Annotated in this window: 18 protein-coding genes and 1 pseudogene; 10 read left to right on the forward strand and 9 right to left on the reverse strand. The window is 29.1% G+C overall.

The features are described from left to right. Positions 1-110: 110 nt before the first annotated feature. Positions 111-2,201: pseudogene (gene cfrA / locus EL235_RS02420) on the forward strand (TonB-dependent ferric enterobactin receptor CfrA). Here cfrA and EL235_RS02425 read toward each other — a convergent pair. Continuing rightward, positions 2,198-3,730 (reverse strand): DNA polymerase III subunit gamma/tau, encoded by a 1,533-nt coding sequence (locus tag EL235_RS02425; RefSeq protein ID WP_126340729.1) that lies wholly within the window; start codon positions 3,728-3,730, stop codon positions 2,198-2,200. The pseudogene cfrA and the gene EL235_RS02425 sit on opposite strands and share 4 nt — an antisense overlap. 2 nt (positions 3,731-3,732) lie before the next feature. Continuing rightward, positions 3,733-5,037: a transcription termination factor Rho gene (gene rho / locus EL235_RS02430; protein ID WP_039617780.1), complete on the reverse strand. Its 1,305-nt coding sequence runs from the start codon at positions 5,035-5,037 to the stop codon at positions 3,733-3,735. Positions 5,038-5,211: 174 nt separating this feature from the next. Between rho and EL235_RS02435 the strand changes: the two genes are divergently transcribed. Beyond that, entirely contained in the window at positions 5,212-7,557 is a 2,346-nt protein-coding gene (locus tag EL235_RS02435; RefSeq protein WP_126340730.1) for a heavy metal translocating P-type ATPase, read from the forward strand. Beyond that, a complete protein-coding gene (gene ccoS / locus EL235_RS02440) occupies positions 7,554-7,763 on the forward strand; it encodes a cbb3-type cytochrome oxidase assembly protein CcoS (RefSeq protein WP_126340731.1) in 210 nt (69 codons plus the stop codon). The genes EL235_RS02435 and ccoS overlap by 4 nt, the downstream gene beginning before the upstream one ends. Positions 7,764-7,774: 11 nt before the next feature. Here ccoS and EL235_RS02445 read toward each other — a convergent pair whose 3' ends face one another. Next, complete coding sequence (locus EL235_RS02445; RefSeq protein ID WP_114640144.1) at positions 7,775-8,080, reverse strand: c-type cytochrome; 306 nt, start codon at positions 8,078-8,080, stop codon at positions 7,775-7,777. A 127-nt stretch (positions 8,081-8,207) separates the two neighbouring features. On the opposite strand from EL235_RS02445, the gene EL235_RS02450 reads away from it, so the two are divergent. The 4 genes from EL235_RS02450 to gmhA are packed head-to-tail and all read left to right on the forward strand — an operon-like array spanning position 8,208 to position 11,589. Beyond that, complete coding sequence (locus EL235_RS02450; protein WP_126340732.1) at positions 8,208-8,723, forward strand: D-glycero-alpha-D-manno-heptose-1,7-bisphosphate 7-phosphatase; 516 nt, start codon at positions 8,208-8,210, stop codon at positions 8,721-8,723. Further along, entirely contained in the window at positions 8,720-9,673 is a 954-nt protein-coding gene (gene rfaD, locus EL235_RS02455) for an ADP-glyceromanno-heptose 6-epimerase (protein ID WP_114640146.1), read from the forward strand. The genes EL235_RS02450 and rfaD overlap by 4 nt, the downstream gene beginning before the upstream one ends. Continuing rightward, entirely contained in the window at positions 9,666-11,039 is a 1,374-nt protein-coding gene (gene rfaE1 / locus EL235_RS02460; RefSeq protein WP_126340733.1) for a D-glycero-beta-D-manno-heptose-7-phosphate kinase, read from the forward strand. Before rfaD ends, rfaE1 begins: the two co-directional genes overlap by 8 nt. Next, on the forward strand, positions 11,029-11,589 hold the full coding sequence (gene gmhA, locus EL235_RS02465; protein ID WP_126340734.1) for a D-sedoheptulose 7-phosphate isomerase: 561 nt from the start codon (positions 11,029-11,031) through the stop codon (positions 11,587-11,589). Before rfaE1 ends, gmhA begins: the two co-directional genes overlap by 11 nt. Positions 11,590-11,596: 7 nt before the next feature. Here gmhA and pyk read toward each other — a convergent pair whose 3' ends face one another. The 6 genes from pyk to EL235_RS02495 all read right to left on the reverse strand — a co-directional run bounded on the left by pyk (position 11,597) and on the right by EL235_RS02495 (position 16,983). Then, positions 11,597-13,048, reverse strand: a complete 1,452-nt coding sequence (gene pyk, locus EL235_RS02470) for a pyruvate kinase (RefSeq protein WP_126340735.1) — start codon at positions 13,046-13,048, stop codon at positions 11,597-11,599. Positions 13,049-13,061: 13 nt separating this feature from the next. Then, positions 13,062-14,408: an FAD-dependent oxidoreductase gene (locus EL235_RS02475; RefSeq protein ID WP_126340736.1), complete on the reverse strand. Its 1,347-nt coding sequence runs from the start codon at positions 14,406-14,408 to the stop codon at positions 13,062-13,064. Between the two features lie 93 nt (positions 14,409-14,501). Beyond that, positions 14,502-15,125 (reverse strand): type III pantothenate kinase, encoded by a 624-nt coding sequence (locus EL235_RS02480; RefSeq protein WP_039625559.1) that lies wholly within the window; start codon positions 15,123-15,125, stop codon positions 14,502-14,504. Further along, positions 15,112-15,444: a hypothetical protein gene (locus EL235_RS02485; RefSeq protein ID WP_039625561.1), complete on the reverse strand. Its 333-nt coding sequence runs from the start codon at positions 15,442-15,444 to the stop codon at positions 15,112-15,114. Before EL235_RS02485 ends, EL235_RS02480 begins: the two co-directional genes overlap by 14 nt. Before the next feature lies 1 nt (position 15,445). Continuing rightward, positions 15,446-16,441: a hypothetical protein gene (locus EL235_RS02490; protein WP_126340737.1), complete on the reverse strand. Its 996-nt coding sequence runs from the start codon at positions 16,439-16,441 to the stop codon at positions 15,446-15,448. Further along, a complete protein-coding gene (locus EL235_RS02495) occupies positions 16,438-16,983 on the reverse strand; it encodes a hypothetical protein (protein WP_114640150.1) in 546 nt (181 codons plus the stop codon). The genes EL235_RS02490 and EL235_RS02495 overlap by 4 nt, the downstream gene beginning before the upstream one ends. Positions 16,984-17,133: 150 nt before the next feature. On the opposite strand from EL235_RS02495, the gene gatC reads away from it, so the two are divergent. Genes gatC through EL235_RS02510 form a run of 3 tightly spaced genes read left to right on the forward strand, consistent with a single transcriptional unit; the run spans position 17,134 to position 18,457 of the window. Next, positions 17,134-17,421, forward strand: coding sequence for an Asp-tRNA(Asn)/Glu-tRNA(Gln) amidotransferase subunit GatC (gene gatC / locus EL235_RS02500; RefSeq protein WP_039625566.1), 288 nt, complete (start codon positions 17,134-17,136; stop codon positions 17,419-17,421). Positions 17,422-17,442: 21 nt separating this feature from the next. Next, entirely contained in the window at positions 17,443-18,012 is a 570-nt protein-coding gene (locus EL235_RS02505; protein ID WP_126340738.1) for a CvpA family protein, read from the forward strand. Then, positions 18,002-18,457, forward strand: coding sequence for a Fur family transcriptional regulator (locus EL235_RS02510; RefSeq protein ID WP_039617809.1), 456 nt, complete (start codon positions 18,002-18,004; stop codon positions 18,455-18,457). The genes EL235_RS02505 and EL235_RS02510 overlap by 11 nt, the downstream gene beginning before the upstream one ends. Positions 18,458-18,464 lie beyond the last annotated feature (7 nt).

Genomic DNA, 18,464 nt, shown 5'->3' on the forward strand with positions numbered 1-18,464 from the left:
TTTTTATTAATAACAATTATCATAATTGATACAATAAATTTATTTTTAAATTAATAATTATTTATCATAATATTCCAGTTTTGAAAATTTATTTATTAAGAAAGGAAATAATGAAAAAACATTGTTTATCGTTTTGTGTTGCTAGTTTTTTGGTCTGTAATGCTTTATCACAAGAAGTTTTATTGGATAGCTCCATAGTAAGTGCTTCTGGTTTTACTCAAGATATTAAAGAAGCCCCTGCTACTATAAATGTGATTAGCAAAAAAAAGATTTAGAAAGTAAGCCTTATAGAGATGTTGCCGAAGCTATTGCTGATATTCCTGGTGTGGATTTATTTGCTAGTAAAGGAAAAACTGGATCTTATAATATTACCATGAGAGGTATTACTGGTTATACTTTAATTTTAATTGACGGACGCCATCAAGGGATAGGCGGAGAAGTAGGGCCTAATGGTTTTAATGAAATTTCAAATTCATTCCCACCTTCAATTTCTAGCATAGAAAGAATAGAAGTAATCAAAGGACCAATGAGTACTTTATATGGTTCTGAAGCTTTAGGTAGTGTTGTAAATATCATCACAAAAAAAGTAAGTGATAAATGGGAAACATCAGTTAGTTTGGATAGTATTTTTAATGCACATAAAGAATGGGGCAATACTTATTGGCACAAGTATATTCAAGCGGCCCGTTGATGAATGATCGCCTAGGATTAACCTTACGTTTTAGAGAGTTTTATAGAGAACAATCTAATATAAAATATAGAGATGGCGGTGGAAAAGAAATCGAAGCAAAAAAGGAACAAAGTCCTACAAAAGCTAATAATTTTAGTTTAGGAACTAGGTTAAATTACTTAGTAGATGATTATAATACTTTGATATTTGATATTGATTTTTCAAGAAATCATTATGATAACAAAAAAGGTCAACTAGGCACATTAACAAAACCAACAGATAAAAATGATGGCTCTTTAACAGGTGGTTATACAGACACTATGCAAGTGGATAAGTTGGTAACTTATTTAAGTCATGAGGGTGTGTATGAAGATTTTTCGATTACTTCTACCTTGCAGTATAACCGCGTAAGTAACGATGGGCGTGAGGTGGTTGGCCAAGCAAATCAGCCATTTTTAGGGCAAAATAGAGATATAGTTGCTGAAGATATTATTTTAGATACAAGATCAGTTATACCTTTAGGCCAAAGTCATATTTTAAGCGTTGGTAGTGAATATAGACTTGAAAAAATGCAAGATAAAATCGCTAATCCTACGAATTTTGATCAATATTTATTAGCTTTTTTTGCAAAAGATGAATATAGCATAAGAGATGATTTAAGATTTACTTTTGGCGCAAGGTATAATCATCATGAAATTTTTGGAAATAATATTTCACCAAGGGCTTATTTGGTTTATAATCCTACCAGCGAACTTACTTTAAAAGGTGGCGTTTCAACGGGTTTTAGAACTCCATATGCTAATAGATTGATAGCTGGTGCTTATAATTATAGTGGACAGGGTAAATATCCTATGTATGGAAATCCAAATCTAAAAGAAGAAACATCGCTTAATTATGAATTAGCTGCTGTTTATAATAATGATTTATTTTATATTTCAGCAACTGGCTTTTTAACCAATTTCAAAGATAAAATTTCTAGTCAAAAATTTAGCAAAGATAGTATGATTTCTGGTATTGGAAAATGTGAAGCTGATATATGTTATCAAACGATTAATCATGGTAAGGTTGAATATAAGGGTATAGAGCTTGGATCGGGGATCACTCCTATAGAACATTTAAATTTATATTTAGCTTATACTTATCTTGATAGTGAAGTAAAAGATGCACAAGATAAGGCTGTGATAGGAAAGCCAGAAATTGATAGTTTAAAACACAATATCATGTTAAAAGCAAGTTATAATATTTTTAATAAATTCACTCCATGGGTAAAGGTGAGTGGCAAATAGATCGTTATATGGGTGATACAAATATTAATAGAGAATACTATCAAGATGTCTTTTTAGCTTCTATGGGCGTGCGTTATGATATCAATAAAAAATGGAGTATTAATGTAGTAATTTATAATCTTTTTGATAAAAGTTTTACAAATGATTGGGAATCTTATAAAAACAAAGGCGAAGATACTTGGGTAAATACTTATAATCGTATAGAAGAGAGAAGAATTTATATTTCAATCAATGGCAGTTTTTAATTTTGTATAGTTGGTGAACCAAAGAGCTTGCTAAGAGCTTCTTTGGTTTCGTCTTTAGGATCGTATTTTTTAGCATCTTTTTTAAAATTTTCAAAATGCTCATTTAAATTTGGAGTGCTCTTTACTTCTTGTTTTATGGGAGTTTTGAATATATCTTGTAGTTTTTGAGTGTCTATGGTTTCTGTTTTTTGAATTTTGATTTGTGCTTTTTCTCCAAAAAGCTCATGAAGTAATGTTTTGATTAATTTAAAACCATTGTTTAAAACCATTCTATCATTATCTTTAGCGTGTGAGCTAATACTTAAAATATCATCTTCAAAAGAAATAAATTGAGTGGTTTTTTTAAAAACTTCAGCTAAGTCATAATCTCTTTTATATATTGCTTTTAAGAGATTTTCATAAGGATTAAGTTTTTCTTCTTTAGGAGTTTGTTGAATAGAAGGAATTTCTTGTTGTTTTGGACTTGGCATGCTATCTTGTTTTGAGCTTTTAATAGCCTCATCAATGCTTTTTAAATAAGTTGCTTCAATAAGCATGAAAGCCATAACGCAAAGTACAAAGCTATCATCATCACTAGAATTTAACATAGTCTTAGTGCGTGAAAGAATTCTAAAAAATCTTTCATAAATTAACATAGAAAAAAGATTATTTTTGGCAAAAAATGCTTCTTTTAGAAAAAATATCATCTCATCAATGACATTACTTGCTTCATAATCTTCAAATTCTTTTAAAAACTCAAGAACTTTATCTTTATCATTAGCTAAAATGGCTTGATAAAATTCTTCAATTTTAGCTGGATCTAAAAAGCCTAGCATTGCAGTGATTTTTTGTGTTTGTATATCATTTTGACAATATACTATGGCTTGATCTAGTAAGGTTAGGGTATCTCTTAAGGAGCCATTTCCGCTTCTTGCAATGAGTTTTAAAGCTTCTTTTTCATAATTGATATTTTCTTTGTCTAAAATCCACTCAAGATGATTTAAGATATCATGAGTAGAAATTTGCTTAAATCTAAAATGCTGCGTTCTTGAAAGAACCGTAGCAGGAAGTTTTAAAGGATCAGTTGTTGCTAGTATAAATTTTACATAGCTTGGTGGTTCTTCTAAGGTCTTAAGCAAAGCATTTGCAGCTTGCGGGGTAAGCATATGTACTTCATCGATAATAAAAATTTTAAATCTAGCTAAAGATGGAGCGTATTTGACTTGTTCGATAAGCTCTTGAATGTCTTCTAAGCTTCTATGGCTTGCAGCATCCATTTCTATAATGTCTATATTAGAGCCATTAAGTGAAGATAAACATTGAGAGCATTCTCCACAAGGGTTAGCACTTGGTCCCTTTTCGCATACTAGGGCTCTTGAAAAAATTCTTGCACTTGAAGTCTTTCCACTTCCACGTAGTCCTGAAAACAAATAAGCATGTGCTAAGCGATTATTTTCAAGAGCATATTTTAAGCTTGTAGAAACAGTATTTTGCCCTACAAGCTCATTAAAATTTTTTGGTCTGTATTTAACAGCAAGAGCTTGAAGCATTGCTACTCATTCATGATAGATAATAACTCTTCATTGCTTTTGGTTTTTAGCATTTTAGAGTATAAGAATTTTAAAGCCTCTATGTCATCCATTTGTGAAATAGCTGATCTAATTGCCCAAATTTTTTGAAGTTTTTCGACACCTTGGAGCAATTCTTCTTTTCTAGTTCCTGATTTTATGATGTTAATTGCAGGGTAAATTCTTCTATCTGAAATATTTCTATCAAGAACGATTTCACTATTTCCAGTTCCTTTAAATTCTTCAAAAATTACTTCATCCATTCTTGAGCCTGTTTCTATCAAAGCAGTTGCTATAATGGTTAATGAGCCACCATGCTCTATATTTCTAGCTGCACCAAAAAAGCGTTTTGGTTTATGCAAGGCATTTGCATCAACCCCGCCGCTTAAAACCTTACCACTACTTGGCGTAGCAGTATTATAAGCTCTTGCTAATCTTGTAATAGAATCAAGCAAAATAATGACATCTTTGCCTGTTTCTACCATTCTTTTTGCTTTTTCTATAACAAGCTCAGCTACTCTAACATGATTATAAGCAGGTAAATCAAAAGTAGAGCTAAAAACCTCACCTTTAACACATCTTTGCATATCTGTAACTTCTTCAGGGCGCTCATCTACCAAAAGTACAATCAAATGAGCTTCTGGGTGATTTTTAGCAATAGCAGTAGCTAGTTCTTTCATTAGCTCAGTTTTACCAGTTCTTGGAGGTGCTACAATTAAGCTTCTTTGACCTTTTCCTATAGGGGCAAATAGGTCAAGCATTCTACCTGTAAGTTTTAAAGGATCGTATTCTAATTTGATTTTTTCAGTTGGAAAAATTGGAGTAAGATTGTCAAATAAAGGTCTTTCTCTGGCTTCTTTTAATGGAAGATAATTAATTGCTTCGATTTTTAACAAAGCATAGTATTTTTCTTGATCTTTTGGTTCTCTAACTTGACCGGTAACTATATCTCCAACACGCAGAGCAAATTTGCGAATTTGTGAGTTTGATACATAAGCATCATTTACACTATCGCTTAAATTTGAATCCATTCCACGCAAAAAGCCATAGCCTTCAGGTGAAATTTCTAAAATACCTGTAAAGAGTATAAAACCACCTTTTTTGGTTTGTGCTTTTAGAATTTCAAAAATAAGATCTTGTCTTCTAAATTCTCTTGGATTTTCTATTTCAGCTTCATTGGCAATTTTAACTAAGCTTTCTAGATCAAGCAACTTTAAATCTTCTATTTTATAACCTTCCACTGGAATGTGTGTTCTTTGGTGTTGTTTTTTTTCTTTTGTATTTTCCATATATCCTCTAAAATGTAGAAAATGTAGTATTTAATAATGAATAAGAGATTTTATTCAAAAAAATGCTTCTTTGTCAAATTTTTAAAATTATAATATAGCTTTGTAAATAATTTTTAAAATAGTGATTTTAAAAAAATGATAAAATATTGTAAAAATTATCAAAGAAAGTATAAGATGAAATGCAAACACTGCCAATTAAGCTTTAGACAAGATCAAATGATAGAAAAAAATGGAAATTATTTTTGTTGTAAGGGTTGTGAGAGTGTTTATGAGATTTTACAAGAAAATAATTTGGAAGAATTTTATGAAAAACTTGGCAATCAAACTCTAACTCCTGCGATAATAGAACATAATGTTAAAGATTATGAAAAATACATACAAAAAACCAAAGAGGGTTTTAGTGAGATTTTTTTACTTATAGAAGAAATTCATTGTGCTGCCTGTGTTTGGCTTAATGAAAAAATTCTCATTAAAAGTGAAGGGGTAATAGAAGTTGATATTAATTCTATTACTCATAAAGCTAGAATTGTTTTTGATGAAAAAAGCATAAATTTAGCAAAAATTATCCAAAGTATAGAAAGTATAGGTTATAAGGCTAGTGTGTATTTGCCTACAAAAAATGAACAAAGAGCAACTCAAACCAAAAGAGATTTTTATGCAAAATTAATAGTTGCTATAGCTTGTGTGATGAATATCATGTGGATATCTGTAGCCAAGTATGCTGGGTTTTTTAGTGGCATGGAAGCTGATACTAAGGATATTTTGCATTTTGCTGAATTTTTACTTTGTACTCCTGTGCTTTTTTACACAGGCTCGATTTTTTATAAAAATGCCTATTATGCTTTAAAATTTAAAAGTGTTAATATGGACACTTTGGTAATTAGTGGGGCAAGTTTAGCTTATATATATTCAATATGGGCAATGTTTTCAAGAGCTTCGCAGGTGTATTTTGATTCTGTAGCGATGATTATTTGTTTTGTTTTTATAGGAAAGTACTTAGAGCTTTTAAGTAAGAAAAAAGCTCTTGATACGCTTGATCATTTACGATCGTTTTTAAGTAATGAAGTAAAGGTTTTAAAAAATGACAAAATAGAAAATATTGATGTAGAAGAAGTGCAAATAGGAGATATTATAGAACTAAAAGAAGGCGATAGGGTTTTAATAGATGGAGTGTGTGTTAGTGGTAATATTAGCTTGGATATGTCTAGTTTAAGCGGAGAGAGCTTACCGCTTGATGTGCAAAAAGATGATACGGTTTATTCTGCTTCTTTAGTTTTAAGTGGGAATGTTTTATATAAAGCAAACTCACTTTATAAGGATTCTAAGTTGGCTAGGATTATTAATTTGCTTGAAAACTCAAGTTCAAAAAAAGCCAAAATAGAAAAAATGGTACAACAAGTAAGTAAGTATTTTTCACCTATTATCTTAACTTGTGCTGTGCTGTGCTTTGCTTTTACTTTTTTTGTATTAAATTTGGGTTTTGAAGAAGCTATGATACGCATGGTTTCTGTGTTAATCATAGCTTGTCCATGCGCTTTGGCTTTAGCTACTCCGGTGAGTTCTTTAGTAGCAATTAGTGCTGGTTTGAAGGAAAAAATTTTATTTAAAGAAGCAGGTATTGTGGAAGATTTGAGTAAGTGCGATGTGGCTGTATTTGATAAAACAGGGGTTTTAACAAAGGCTAGTTTAGAGGTTAAAAAAAGCTTTTTGGATGAGAGGCTAGATAAAAATGAGTTATTAAATTTCTTACACCTAACTAACCATCCAGTGGCTAAAAGCATTTTGAAATTTTTAGATGAAAAAATTGACAGTAGAATAGAATTTGAAAAAGTCCAAAATTTTCAAGCAAGAGGTTATAAAGCCTTTTTAGGTAAGGATGAATTTTTGGGAGGAAATGAGAAATTTTTCAAGGAAAACCATATACAAGTACAAGAATTTCAAACTACGCATTTTATATTTGCTAAAAATAAAACCATATTAGCAGTTTTTGAATTAGAAGATAGTATAAGAGAAAGCTCTGAAGAGTTGATCAAATTTATGAAAGAATGTAAAATGCAAATTTATATGTTAAGTGGTGATAATTTACATGCTGTAAGTAAGGTGGCTGAAAAATTAAAAATAAATAATTTCAAAGCCTCGTGTATGCCAGAAGATAAAATGCAAACAATAGCTAATTTAAATCAAATAGGCAAGGTTTTAATGATAGGGGATGGGGTAAATGATGCTTTAGCGCTTTCTTATGCAGGTGTTGGAGTTTCTTTAAAAGAAGGATCTGAGCTTGCTATGGAAAATAGCGATATTATATTGTTAAAAAATGACTTAAAAAGTTTGCAAAAGGCTATGCAAATAGCTAAAAAAACTTATCAAATTATTAAACAAAATTTAGCTTTTTCTTTGCTTTACAATGCTTTGAGTATGCCTTTAGCTTTTTTTGGTTTGATCAATCCTTTAATTGCAGCCTTATCGATGTCTTTTAGTAGTATAATAGTAATTTTAAATGCTTTAAGGATAAAAAAGTGAATGGTGTTTTGATGATGATGATAGGTGTTTCTTTGGTTGCTTTATTTTTGGCAATTTGTGCTTTGCTTTGGGGTATAAAGAATAAGCAATTTGATGATGATTATAAATTTACTACTTTAAATGATAGTGAAGATGCTTTAAATGATGCGGTAATTTTAGACAAAAGAAAAAAAGAAGCCTTGGAAAAGAATAAAAAACAGCCATAAAGGCTGTTGAATTATTTTTTTAAGCTTTCGATATATTCTTCAATAGCTTTAAAATCTTCTTCTGTTAAACCTTTAAGGTTGATTTTCATAATTGCGCCTTGGCCATAAGCATTTCTTTTACCTGCTGCATAATCTTTCATGTATTGTAATCTTTCAGCTGCAGTTAGAGAATTTAAAGCAGGAACTTTATTAAGGTAAACTTTATCTGCTTTAGCACCGTGGCACACTGCACATTTTTTATAAAGTGTAGCACCATCTGCAGCAAAAGCTGAAACGCCAAGACATGCTAAAGCTGATAAAACAAGTAGCTTTTTCATTGTATCACTCCTATATAAATTGAAAATAAAATGTTTTTAATTATAAGATTTTTTTATTTAAAGTCCCTTAAAATTTTTTACTTGATAAATTATAAAAATCTTAATAAAAATACATTATAATTTTTTTATGAAAACAAAGGCATTATTTTTAGATAGAGATGGGGTTATTAATATAGATAAAAAATACGTTCATAAAATTGAAGATTTTGAATTTTGTGAAGGTATTTTTGAACTTTGTAAATTTTTCCAAAAGCAAAATTTTTTAATTTTTGCAGTCACTAATCAATCGGGTATTGCAAGAGCTTATTATAATGAAAAAGATTTTGAAATTTTAAGTTCATATATGCTGGATGAATTTTTAAAAAGAAATATTAAAATAGCAAAAATTTATCATTGTCCACATTTGGTAAATTGTGAATGTCGTAAGCCAAAACCTGGTATGCTTTTAAAAGCACAAAAAGAATTTAATCTAGATTTGTCACAATCTTTTTTTATAGGAGATAATTTAAGTGATATGCAAGCTGGAATTAATGCTGGCATAAAAAATCTATTTTTAATCAATGAAGACTATAATGATGATGAAAACTATAAAGTATTTGAAAATTTAAAAGAACTTTTGCGTTATTTAAAGGATAGAAAATGAAAATAGTGATAACAGGTGGAGCAGGTTTTATAGGTTCTGCCCTTGCTTTAGAGCTTCAGGATAAACACGAAGTTTTGATTGTTGATAAAATGCGCTCAAGCGCTACTTTTGAAAATGGAAATTTAGAAAGTTTTGGTCATTTTAAAAATATTTTAGATTTTGAAGGTGAGCTTTATGTGGGTGATATTAATGATGAAAAAACTTTAAAAGTTATAAAAGCTTTTAAACCTGATGTAATTTTTCATAAAGCTGCAATTTCAGATACAACTGTGTATGATCAAAATAAAGTTTTAAAGACTAATTTAAATACTTTTAAAGATTTTATAGAACTTGCCTTAGAGCTTAATGCAAAATTAATCTATGCAAGTTCAGCTTCAGTTTATGGAGATGCACCAAGCCCACAAACTGTAAATTTAAGTGAAGCTCCTAAAAATCCTTATGCATTTTCAAAATTAATGATGGATAAATTAGCAAAAAAATACTTTGATAAAATGCATATAGTCGGGCTTAGATATTTTAATGTCTATGGCAAAGGAGAATTTTTTAAAAATACCACTGCTTCTATGATTTTGCAATTTGGACATCAAATTTTAGCAGGTAAAAGTCCGCGTTTGTTCGAAGGAAGCGATCGAATTTATCGTGATTTTGTGTATATTAAAGATGTTGTGAGTGCGAATTTGCAAGCTTTAGAAGCAAAAAGTGGAATTTATAATGTAGCCACAGGTAAAGCAAGAACTTTTCAAGATATAGTAGATATTTTACAAAAAGAATTAAATACTAATTATCCTTGTGAATATATTCCTAATCCTTATAAAAATGCCTATCAATTCCATACCCAAGCAAAATTAGATGAGAGTTTTTCGTATAAAGCTAAATTTAGTCTTGAAGAGGGTATAAAAGATTATTTAGATGAGATTAAAAGGCTTTATGAAAAGGAAGTAAATGCTTGATTTTTTAAGTTCTAAAAAGCCAAAAATTTTAGTTGTTGGGGATTTTATGGTGGATCATTATATATGGTGTGATTGCACTAGAATTTCTCCAGAAGCTCCTGTAATGGTAATGAAATCACAAAAAGAAGATAAAAGACTAGGTGGAGCTGGTAATGTATATGCAAATTTAAAAAGTCTTGGCGCTGAGGTTTTTGCTCTAGGGCTTGTGGGTGATGATGAGAGTGGGAGATTTTTAAAAGAGAATTTAAATGCAAAATTATTAGTAGAAAAAGGTAGAAAAACCCCTCTTAAGAGTAGGGTTTTATCACATTCTCAGCAAGTTTTAAGACTTGATGATGAGAATGATTTTGATACTAAATTAGAAGATGAAATTATCAAAGAGTATAAAAAAATCGTAAAAGATTACGATGCAATTATTTTGAGTGATTATGCTAAAGGAGTTTTAACTTCAAAAGTTACAAAGGCTTTGATAGAGTATGCAAATACTTTAAATTTACCTATTTTGATTGATCCAAAAGGAAGTGATTTTAGCAAATATCAAAATGCAACCTTGCTAACTCCAAATAAAAAAGAAGCTACTTTGGCCTTAGGGGTAGAAAAAATAGATAATTTAGAAAAAGCTTTAAAAAAATTAAAAGACGATTTAAATCTAACTTATTCTATTATAACTTTATCTGAAGAAGGAATAGCACTTTTTGATGAAAAATTACATATTATTCCTGCAAAAGCTTTAGAAGTTTATGATGTAACAGGAGCTGGAGATAGTGTTATAGCTATGCTTGCTTATGCTTTGGCTTTAAAGGTTGATATTGTAAAAGCATGTGAGTTAGCAAATGATGCTGCAGCTGTTGTAGTAGCAAAAGTTGGAAGTGTGAGTGTAAGTTTAGAAGAGATAAAAAATCTAAAAAAAGCTTCTTTTGAAGATAAAATTAAAAACAAAGAAGAACTTACAAAATTGATACAAGGTCAAAAAGTAGTTTTTACAAATGGGTGTTTTGATATTATGCATTATGGCCATATAAAATATCTTGAAAAAGCTAAAAAATTAGGAGATATCCTAGTTGTAGGTTTAAATTCAGATGAAAGTGTAAAAAGACTAAAAGGAAACTCAAGACCTATAAATATAGAGTTTCAACGTGCATGTATGCTTGCGAGTATGTATTTTGTAGATTATGTAGTGATTTTTAATGAAGATACTCCTTATAAATTAATAGAGTTTTTAAAACCTGATGTGCTAGTCAAAGGAGCTGATTATAAAGACAAAGAAGTAGTGGGTTCAAATTTAGTAAAAAAAGTAGAATTGATTGACTTTGAAGATGGATTTAGTACTACTAATATAATTAATAGGATTGTAAATGATAAGTAAAATCGAAAAGGAATTTATTCAACATCAAAAAATTTTAGAGCAAAGTTTGAATTTAAAAGAGCAAATTGTTATGGTTGCTCAAGAGTTAAAAGTATGTTTGAAAAATGGAGGGAAAATTTTAATTTGTGGAAATGGTGGAAGCGCTGCAGATAGCCAACATTTTGCAGCCGAACTTAGCGGAAGATATAAAAAAGAAAGAAAGGCTTTAGCTGCTATTGCCCTAAGTACCGATACTTCCGCTTTAAGTGCTATAGGAAATGACTATGGTTTTGAATTTGTTTTTTCAAGACAAGTTGAAGCTTTAGCTAGTGATAATGATGTGTTGATTGGAATTTCTACTAGTGGAAAAAGTCCAAATGTGATTAAAGCTTTTGAAAAAGCTAAAGAAATTGGTACCAAATGTATAGGGCTTAGCGGAAAAGGTGGTGGAGCGATGAATGAATTATGCGAGCATAATATAGTTATTCCAAGTGATGATACAGCTAGAATTCAAGAAATGCATATTTTAATTATACATTGTTTATGTGATTTAATAGAAGAAGAATATTAAGTTTGGGTTATTTTCCCAAACTTAAATAATATTCAATTTGATCTTTTTGTAAAATTCTAATCAAATTTGTACTTCCTGCAACACCTACTGGAAATCCTGCAGTAAGGGTATAAACCCCATCTTTTTTCATAAGACCTTTTTCGACCCCAATTTTTACAGAATTACTTAAAAGTTCTGTTAAATTTTCATGTTTTTCTATTAATATAGCAGGTTGAACTCCCCAAACTATACTTAAAAAATTTAAAGCTTTTTTGGAATGAGTAATAGCTATGATATCCATTTTTGGACGATATCTTGCTGTTTTAACCGCAGAAGCACCGCTACTTGTTATAGTAAAAATTGCATTTGCATTTAAATTAGTTGCTAATTGTGTACTTGATTTAGCAATGATATCGGTTTCATTAAAACATTTAAAATTTTCAAATTTATCATAAGGATAGTTTTTTTCTGTTTCTATAATGGTTTGAGTCATAATATCAACTGCGTTTGCCGGATCGATCCCTATTGCACTTTCTTCGCTAAGCATAACTGCATCAGTGCCATCAAGTACCGCATTGGCAACATCTGAAATTTCAGCTCTTGTGGCAGTTTTAGATTTTGCAAGTGAAAAAAGCATTTGAGTGGCAGTGATGACTGGTTTATTGGCTTCATTGGCCTTTTTAATGATAAGTTTTTGTATATTTGGCACTCTATAATAAGGTACTTCAATGCCTAGATCTCCTCTTGCAACCATAATACCATCGCTACTATTTATAATTTCATCGATATTTTCAACAGCGTCAAATTTTTCTATTTTTGCAAAAATAGCTATTTTAGCATTATTTTCATTGAGTATTTTTTTAACTTCATCAATATCATGAGCATTTTGCACAAAAGATATGGCTAAAAAATCTACATCGTTTTTAATACCCCACGCAAGATCATTTTTATCTTTTTGCGTGATAATATCGATATTAATTTTTGTATTTGGAAAATTAATTCCTTTATTAGAGCTAAGCACTCCACTGTTTTCTACTTGAGTTTGGATAAAATTTTTTTCTATTTGTATAACTTTGGTTTTAATAGAACCATCACAAAGGTAGATATATTCTCCAACCTTTAACATAGAAAGAATTTCAGGATGGTTAATACAGACTTTATAATGTTCATTGGAAAGTTTTTCTCCTTCAAACATATCTTTGTAAAAATCTAGTCTATCTCCATTTTTTAGCTCAAAAGCTTCTGGAATCTTTAAGGTTCTAATTTTTGGCCCACTAATATCTTGTAAAATTCCAATTCTTGCATTAAGTTCGGTTGCCACTTTTCTAACAGTAGCTAGATTTTGACTATGATACTCATGGGTTCCATGTGAAAAATTCAAGCGAAAAACATTCACGCCGTTAATAATCATTTGTCTTATTGTAGCTTCATTTTCGCTTGCTGGTCCAATCGTTGCAACTATTTTTGTTTTTTTTAACATTCCTTATCCTTTTTTATAGTAGTTCACTAGTAAATAAATCCTCATTAAAATTAGCGCCCAAGTATTGACAAATAAGTTTTGCATCCCTATAACCATTGCCAAGGCAGCTTGTGGCACCTGGACTTGGCGTCATATTAAAAATTATACCTGGAATTTCAGTAATACTTGCCTCTCCAAGCATTAATTCTCCTGCTTTTTTATCAAGTACTTGAGGGCGTACTCCACCAAAGTTTTTAGCATAGTAAATATCATCTGTTTTTAAGCTAGGAACTATTTTTCTTGCATCTTTTACAAAAAGTTTTTTATTAATATAAGGAATTTCAAATAAATAATTATAAAGAATATAGTTTCTAATGGTAGAATCTTTAAAAAGATTGAGACAAATTTTGACTACATTCATATCAAGATTAAGTGTTTTAAAAAATTCAGGTAACGATTTAAAACCGTGGTATCTTTCTAGCATAGGAATAACTAAAGCGGTAGGACCAAAACGTGTGTTCATGTTGGCTAATAAATCAGGATCGCCATGTAATGCGGCAAATGGAAGTTTTGGATTTTGCACCATATAAACTTTACCATTTAAAATTTTTCTTTTTGCCATATAATAACTTCCTGCAACAGGAAAGCAAGATTTATCTAATCCAATACCCATTTTGTGCGCTAAAAATAATGAATGAGCACCTGCATTTACAATGATAGATTTTGCACTATATTCTTTAAAATCTCTTGTTTTGATGTAAAAAATATCATCTTTCTTTTCTATAAAAATTACTTCTTGGTTATATGCTACATGGGTGTTTTTCCCTTGTCTGCAAGCTTGTTCTATAAGATTTTGGCTCATTAGTCCAAAATCTACAGTAGTATAAATTTCATTTTCTTCTACACCCATAGCTACAACATTATCTATTCTATCATTGATACCATCTTTACCTAAAACAACATTAGGTTCTATTTTTTTAATTTCGTTTTTTGCGTAAAATTTAATATAGGGGTATAATTCTTTAAATTCTTCATATCTGTTTTTCATATATTCACATTCTTTTTCTCCGATAGCAAGTGCAAGTTTTTGATGTGAATACATAAATTTGTTTTGCGCATTTTGCAAAAGCCCATATTTTACAATCATATCTGCTGTTTTTTTAACTTTTTTTGCTTTTTCTAAAGTATAGTTTGTCTCTATATCACCACAATGAATAGTCTGAGAGTTGCTTGTGCTATGACTATTTAATGTTGCAGCACTATTGTATTTTTCTAATAAAGCAATATTTTGAATATTTGTATATCTAGCTAATTCATAAAATACCGCAGCACCAGAAATTCCACCGCCAATCACCACGGTATCAAAATTTTTTTGATCCATTACTATTTATTCCTTTTATATTTGTTTTTCTAATGATATCAAAATATAGTTGTTTTGAGTTTAAATAAAACTTATAATTTGCAGAGTTAAACTTTATAGTATAAAATTTTCACAAACAGCTTTTTTCATGCCTCTAAAAATTAAAAATTTGTCATAAATGGCATAGTCGAAAAAATTCGCAAGAAATTGCCCATCGCCACCTGTAAAGTATAGTTTTTTATCATATGCACTATCTTTTATGAGTAAATATATACTTTTAAATACACCATAACTCAAAGCATCGATAGTTCTTTGAGGAAAAGCATCAAAATTAATCTGAGTGTTTAGCTCATACTTTAAACGAGAAGAAATGCAAGAAAAAGATTTTTTATAACTTTCAATACCAGGAAGAATAAAACCACCAAGATGAATAGAATTAGAGATTATATCTACGGTTATTGCAGAACCTGCATCGACCACAACGCCATCTTCTATAGTATAACACGCTGCTACTCTATCAATACCTAAATTATTATAAATGGTATCAAAATTAAAATATGGAGCAAGATTGATAAATAAAGGATTTTGTTCTAATCTTTGCTCTAAATTTGGATTAACATTGATATAAAATACTTTTTGTGTTGGTTTATACTGTAAAAACTGTTCTATACTTATAGAATGAAATTTTTGCTCGTTTAAAAAACTTGCAGTCGTGTTGCCAATATCACATAAAAGCATAGCTTTTAATCCCTTTGGTAGCTAAATATTTTTTTGCTTTTGAGCAAACTAAAGCTTGATGAAAAATAAAATAACTTTTGAAATTTAGATTTAGAGTTTGACTTATATTTTGAAAAATACTTTCAAATTCTAAACTTTCTTTTGTTAAAATTTTACTTTTTGCAAAAGAAAATAAGATTAAACAGTATTGCTTATTTGTATTTTCTCCATAAATGCAAGCTATTTTTTTCTTTTTACTAAAAACATGAATATCTAAAGACTTAGTGTTTTTTAAAATAACTCCATGTTTTATAAGAATATCACTAAGTTGTTGATTCATTTTAGTTTAATTGCAAAAAATTGTTTTGAAAGAAAAATTTACCATTTGTCATAAAACTTTTTTTATCAGCGGCTTCACTTAGTTTATATACTGTATAATCTTTCAAATTTGTATTTAGCTTGATCAAATAACCTGTTTTTTCAAAAACATATAAAGAGTTGTTATATAAGGTACTTTTGGAAAATAGGGCAAATTGAAATTTTATTTCATCGATTTTTCTAAGATTGTAATCATTTTTAAGAATTCTTCCATCTTTTGTAAGTATGAAAATTTCATTATCATTGGTATTTACTTCTTTAATATTTTCATTTAAGTATAAGGTTCTATTTGGCGTTACAACGATAATTTTTTGTGCTGTTGCAGCTATCATAGTATCATTTTTCACACGAAGATAAATAACATTATTAAAAAATTCTTCACTGCTTACTAAAATTTCTTTACCAACTTTTAGAGTGCTTTTATTAAGTATAGCTAGTTTTCCATTAAGCATAGGATATATTATAATGGTATTTAAAAAATAAGGATTAGCATAACGACTATCTTGAGCATAAGCTGTACCTAAATTTTGAAGCATTCTAACACCAAGGTTTTTATTTGCATATACCAGTGTATTGCTAGCTAAAACCAAGGCTATATCATCTCCATCTATACTTGCACTTACTACGCTTTCATTAAATTTATGAGAAAATAATTCATCACCTTGTAAATTTAAAATTTTAAAGTTTCCGTTATCATCGCCAATAAGAACTTCTTCTTGTTGCACATTTAAAATATGATAATTTTTATCTAGTTTAAAATTAATAATATTCCCCATGGTGTCAATAAAGGAATTGTTATTTAATTGCGCTATATTGTTGTTGAAATTTATAATCTTACCATTGATGCTTTGAGAGCTATAAGGAAATTGTTCTGCTTGTGTTGGTTGGTAATATTCTCTTTTTGTACCACAAGCGCTAAAAAATACTAAAGTGATAATAAACAAATAAAAATGTTTCATTTTATTCCTTGGTAATGTTTTAAACTCGTAATAATTTGCCATAAAGGTGAATTTATAGGTATTTTATTAAATTCTATATCTGCATTTTTAAAGTCATTTTGCTTTAAAAAATCAAAACCCACTAGCAAGGTATTGTAATCTTTTAAGAAATCTGATTTTTGATTGTTTTGCGCTAGCACTATTTGTTTTAATAAAGGATCTATATTAAGATTTAAAGTTTGATTAAGATCTTGACTGTTTTGCCCCATGATGAATAAGGTGTATAAATTTGCATTTTTTTGTTTTAATTCTTCAAGTAATTTTTGATCTGAAGGATTTTTTAATAAATTATTAAAAATTATATTACTTTCTTGAATATTACTTTCTTGTTTTAAATTATAAAAATAACTACCACTAAAATATGCAATTAAAAGTACAATAATTGCAATGAAATAATATTTATATTTTTTTATAAAGCGCTCAGACTTAATAAAATTTTCCATCATTTGCTCTTGAGAGCTTAATTCTTCTTGGACTGCTTTTAAGTTTTCTTTTAAAGCCATATTTTCCCTTTTTTAGAAAGAATAAACATTATTTATTGTTTTAAGTCTATAATTGTAACATATAAAAATAAAAAAATAAATGATTTTATGTTATAATTTTTAATCTAAAAAAGAGTTTTCTTGGATATAAATTAAAAATTAAGGTAAATCATGCAAATTGATGATAAATTATTGACTAAACTTGAAAAGCTAAGTGCTTTAAAAATTGCCGATGAGAAAAGACAAGAATTAGAAGAGCAATTAAGTCAAATTGTTAATTTTGTAGAAAAATTAGATGAATTAAAACTTGATGATGTGGAAGCTATGACTAGTACTACAAAAGGTGGAACACCGTTTAGATTAGATGAGAGTATAAAATCTGAAGTATTTGATGTAATTAGCAAGCATGCTCCAAATTCTCAAGATGGATTTTTTATAGTTCCTAAAATAATTGAATAAAATATTTGGGGTTTAGCGTAGATGGAAAATTTTTCGTGGTTTGATGTATTTGTTTTGGGCTTAACTGTAATTTTGGGCTTAAAAGGCTTGGTAAGTGGCTTGTTTAAGGAAATTTTTGGTTTATTAGGCATAGTTGGTGGGGTTTTGCTTGCTTCAAGATATGCTAAAGAAATGGCAGAAATTATTAATAATAATTTTTATGTAATTGAAAATGAAAATCTTACAATTTTTGCGGGATTTTTAGTTTTATTGATCGTGATATGGATAGTTTGTATGGCTTTGGGGAATATACTATCAAAAATGTTTAGTATGAGTGGTCTTGGTTTTATAGATCGTATTGGTGGATTTTTATTTGGTAGTGCTAAAATATTTTTGATTTTTGCTATTTTGGTAGCTTGTATTAATAATATAGAATTTTTAAATTCAAGCTTGGAAAAATATGCTAAAAATAGTTATACGTTGGATTTACTTAGGCAAACAGGTGAATATATAATGAATACGGATTTTACTCAAAATGGTTTAGATAAAATACAAGAACAAATTATAGATTCTAATATAAGTCTAAAATCGGAGGTAAATAATGCAAATTGAAAATATAGAATATGATGTTTTGCTTGAGCGTTTTAAAAAAACACTTAAAGACAATGGTTTAAAATACACTAAACAAAGAGAAGTGCTTTTGAAAACTTTATATAATAGTGATATGCATTATACCCCAGAAAGCTTATATGTAGAAATTAAGCAAAAAAATCCCGAACTAAATGTAGGTATTGCAACAGTTTATAGAACTTTAAATTTATTAGAAGAATCAGGTATGGCTACTTCTATATCTTTTGGTGCCTCAGGGAAGAAATTTGAACTTGCAAATAAACCTCACCATGATCATTTAATATGTAAAAGTTGTGGAGAGATTGTAGAATTTGAAAATCCTATTATTGAGCAACAACAAATGTTAATCGCAAAAGAATATAATTTTAAATTAACAGGACATTTAATGCAACTTTATGGTCTATGTCCACAATGTAGTAAAAAATAAAGGTATA

The sequence above is a fragment of the Campylobacter lari genome (assembly GCF_900638335.1).
Taxonomy (GTDB): domain Bacteria; phylum Campylobacterota; class Campylobacteria; order Campylobacterales; family Campylobacteraceae; genus Campylobacter_D; species Campylobacter_D lari_E.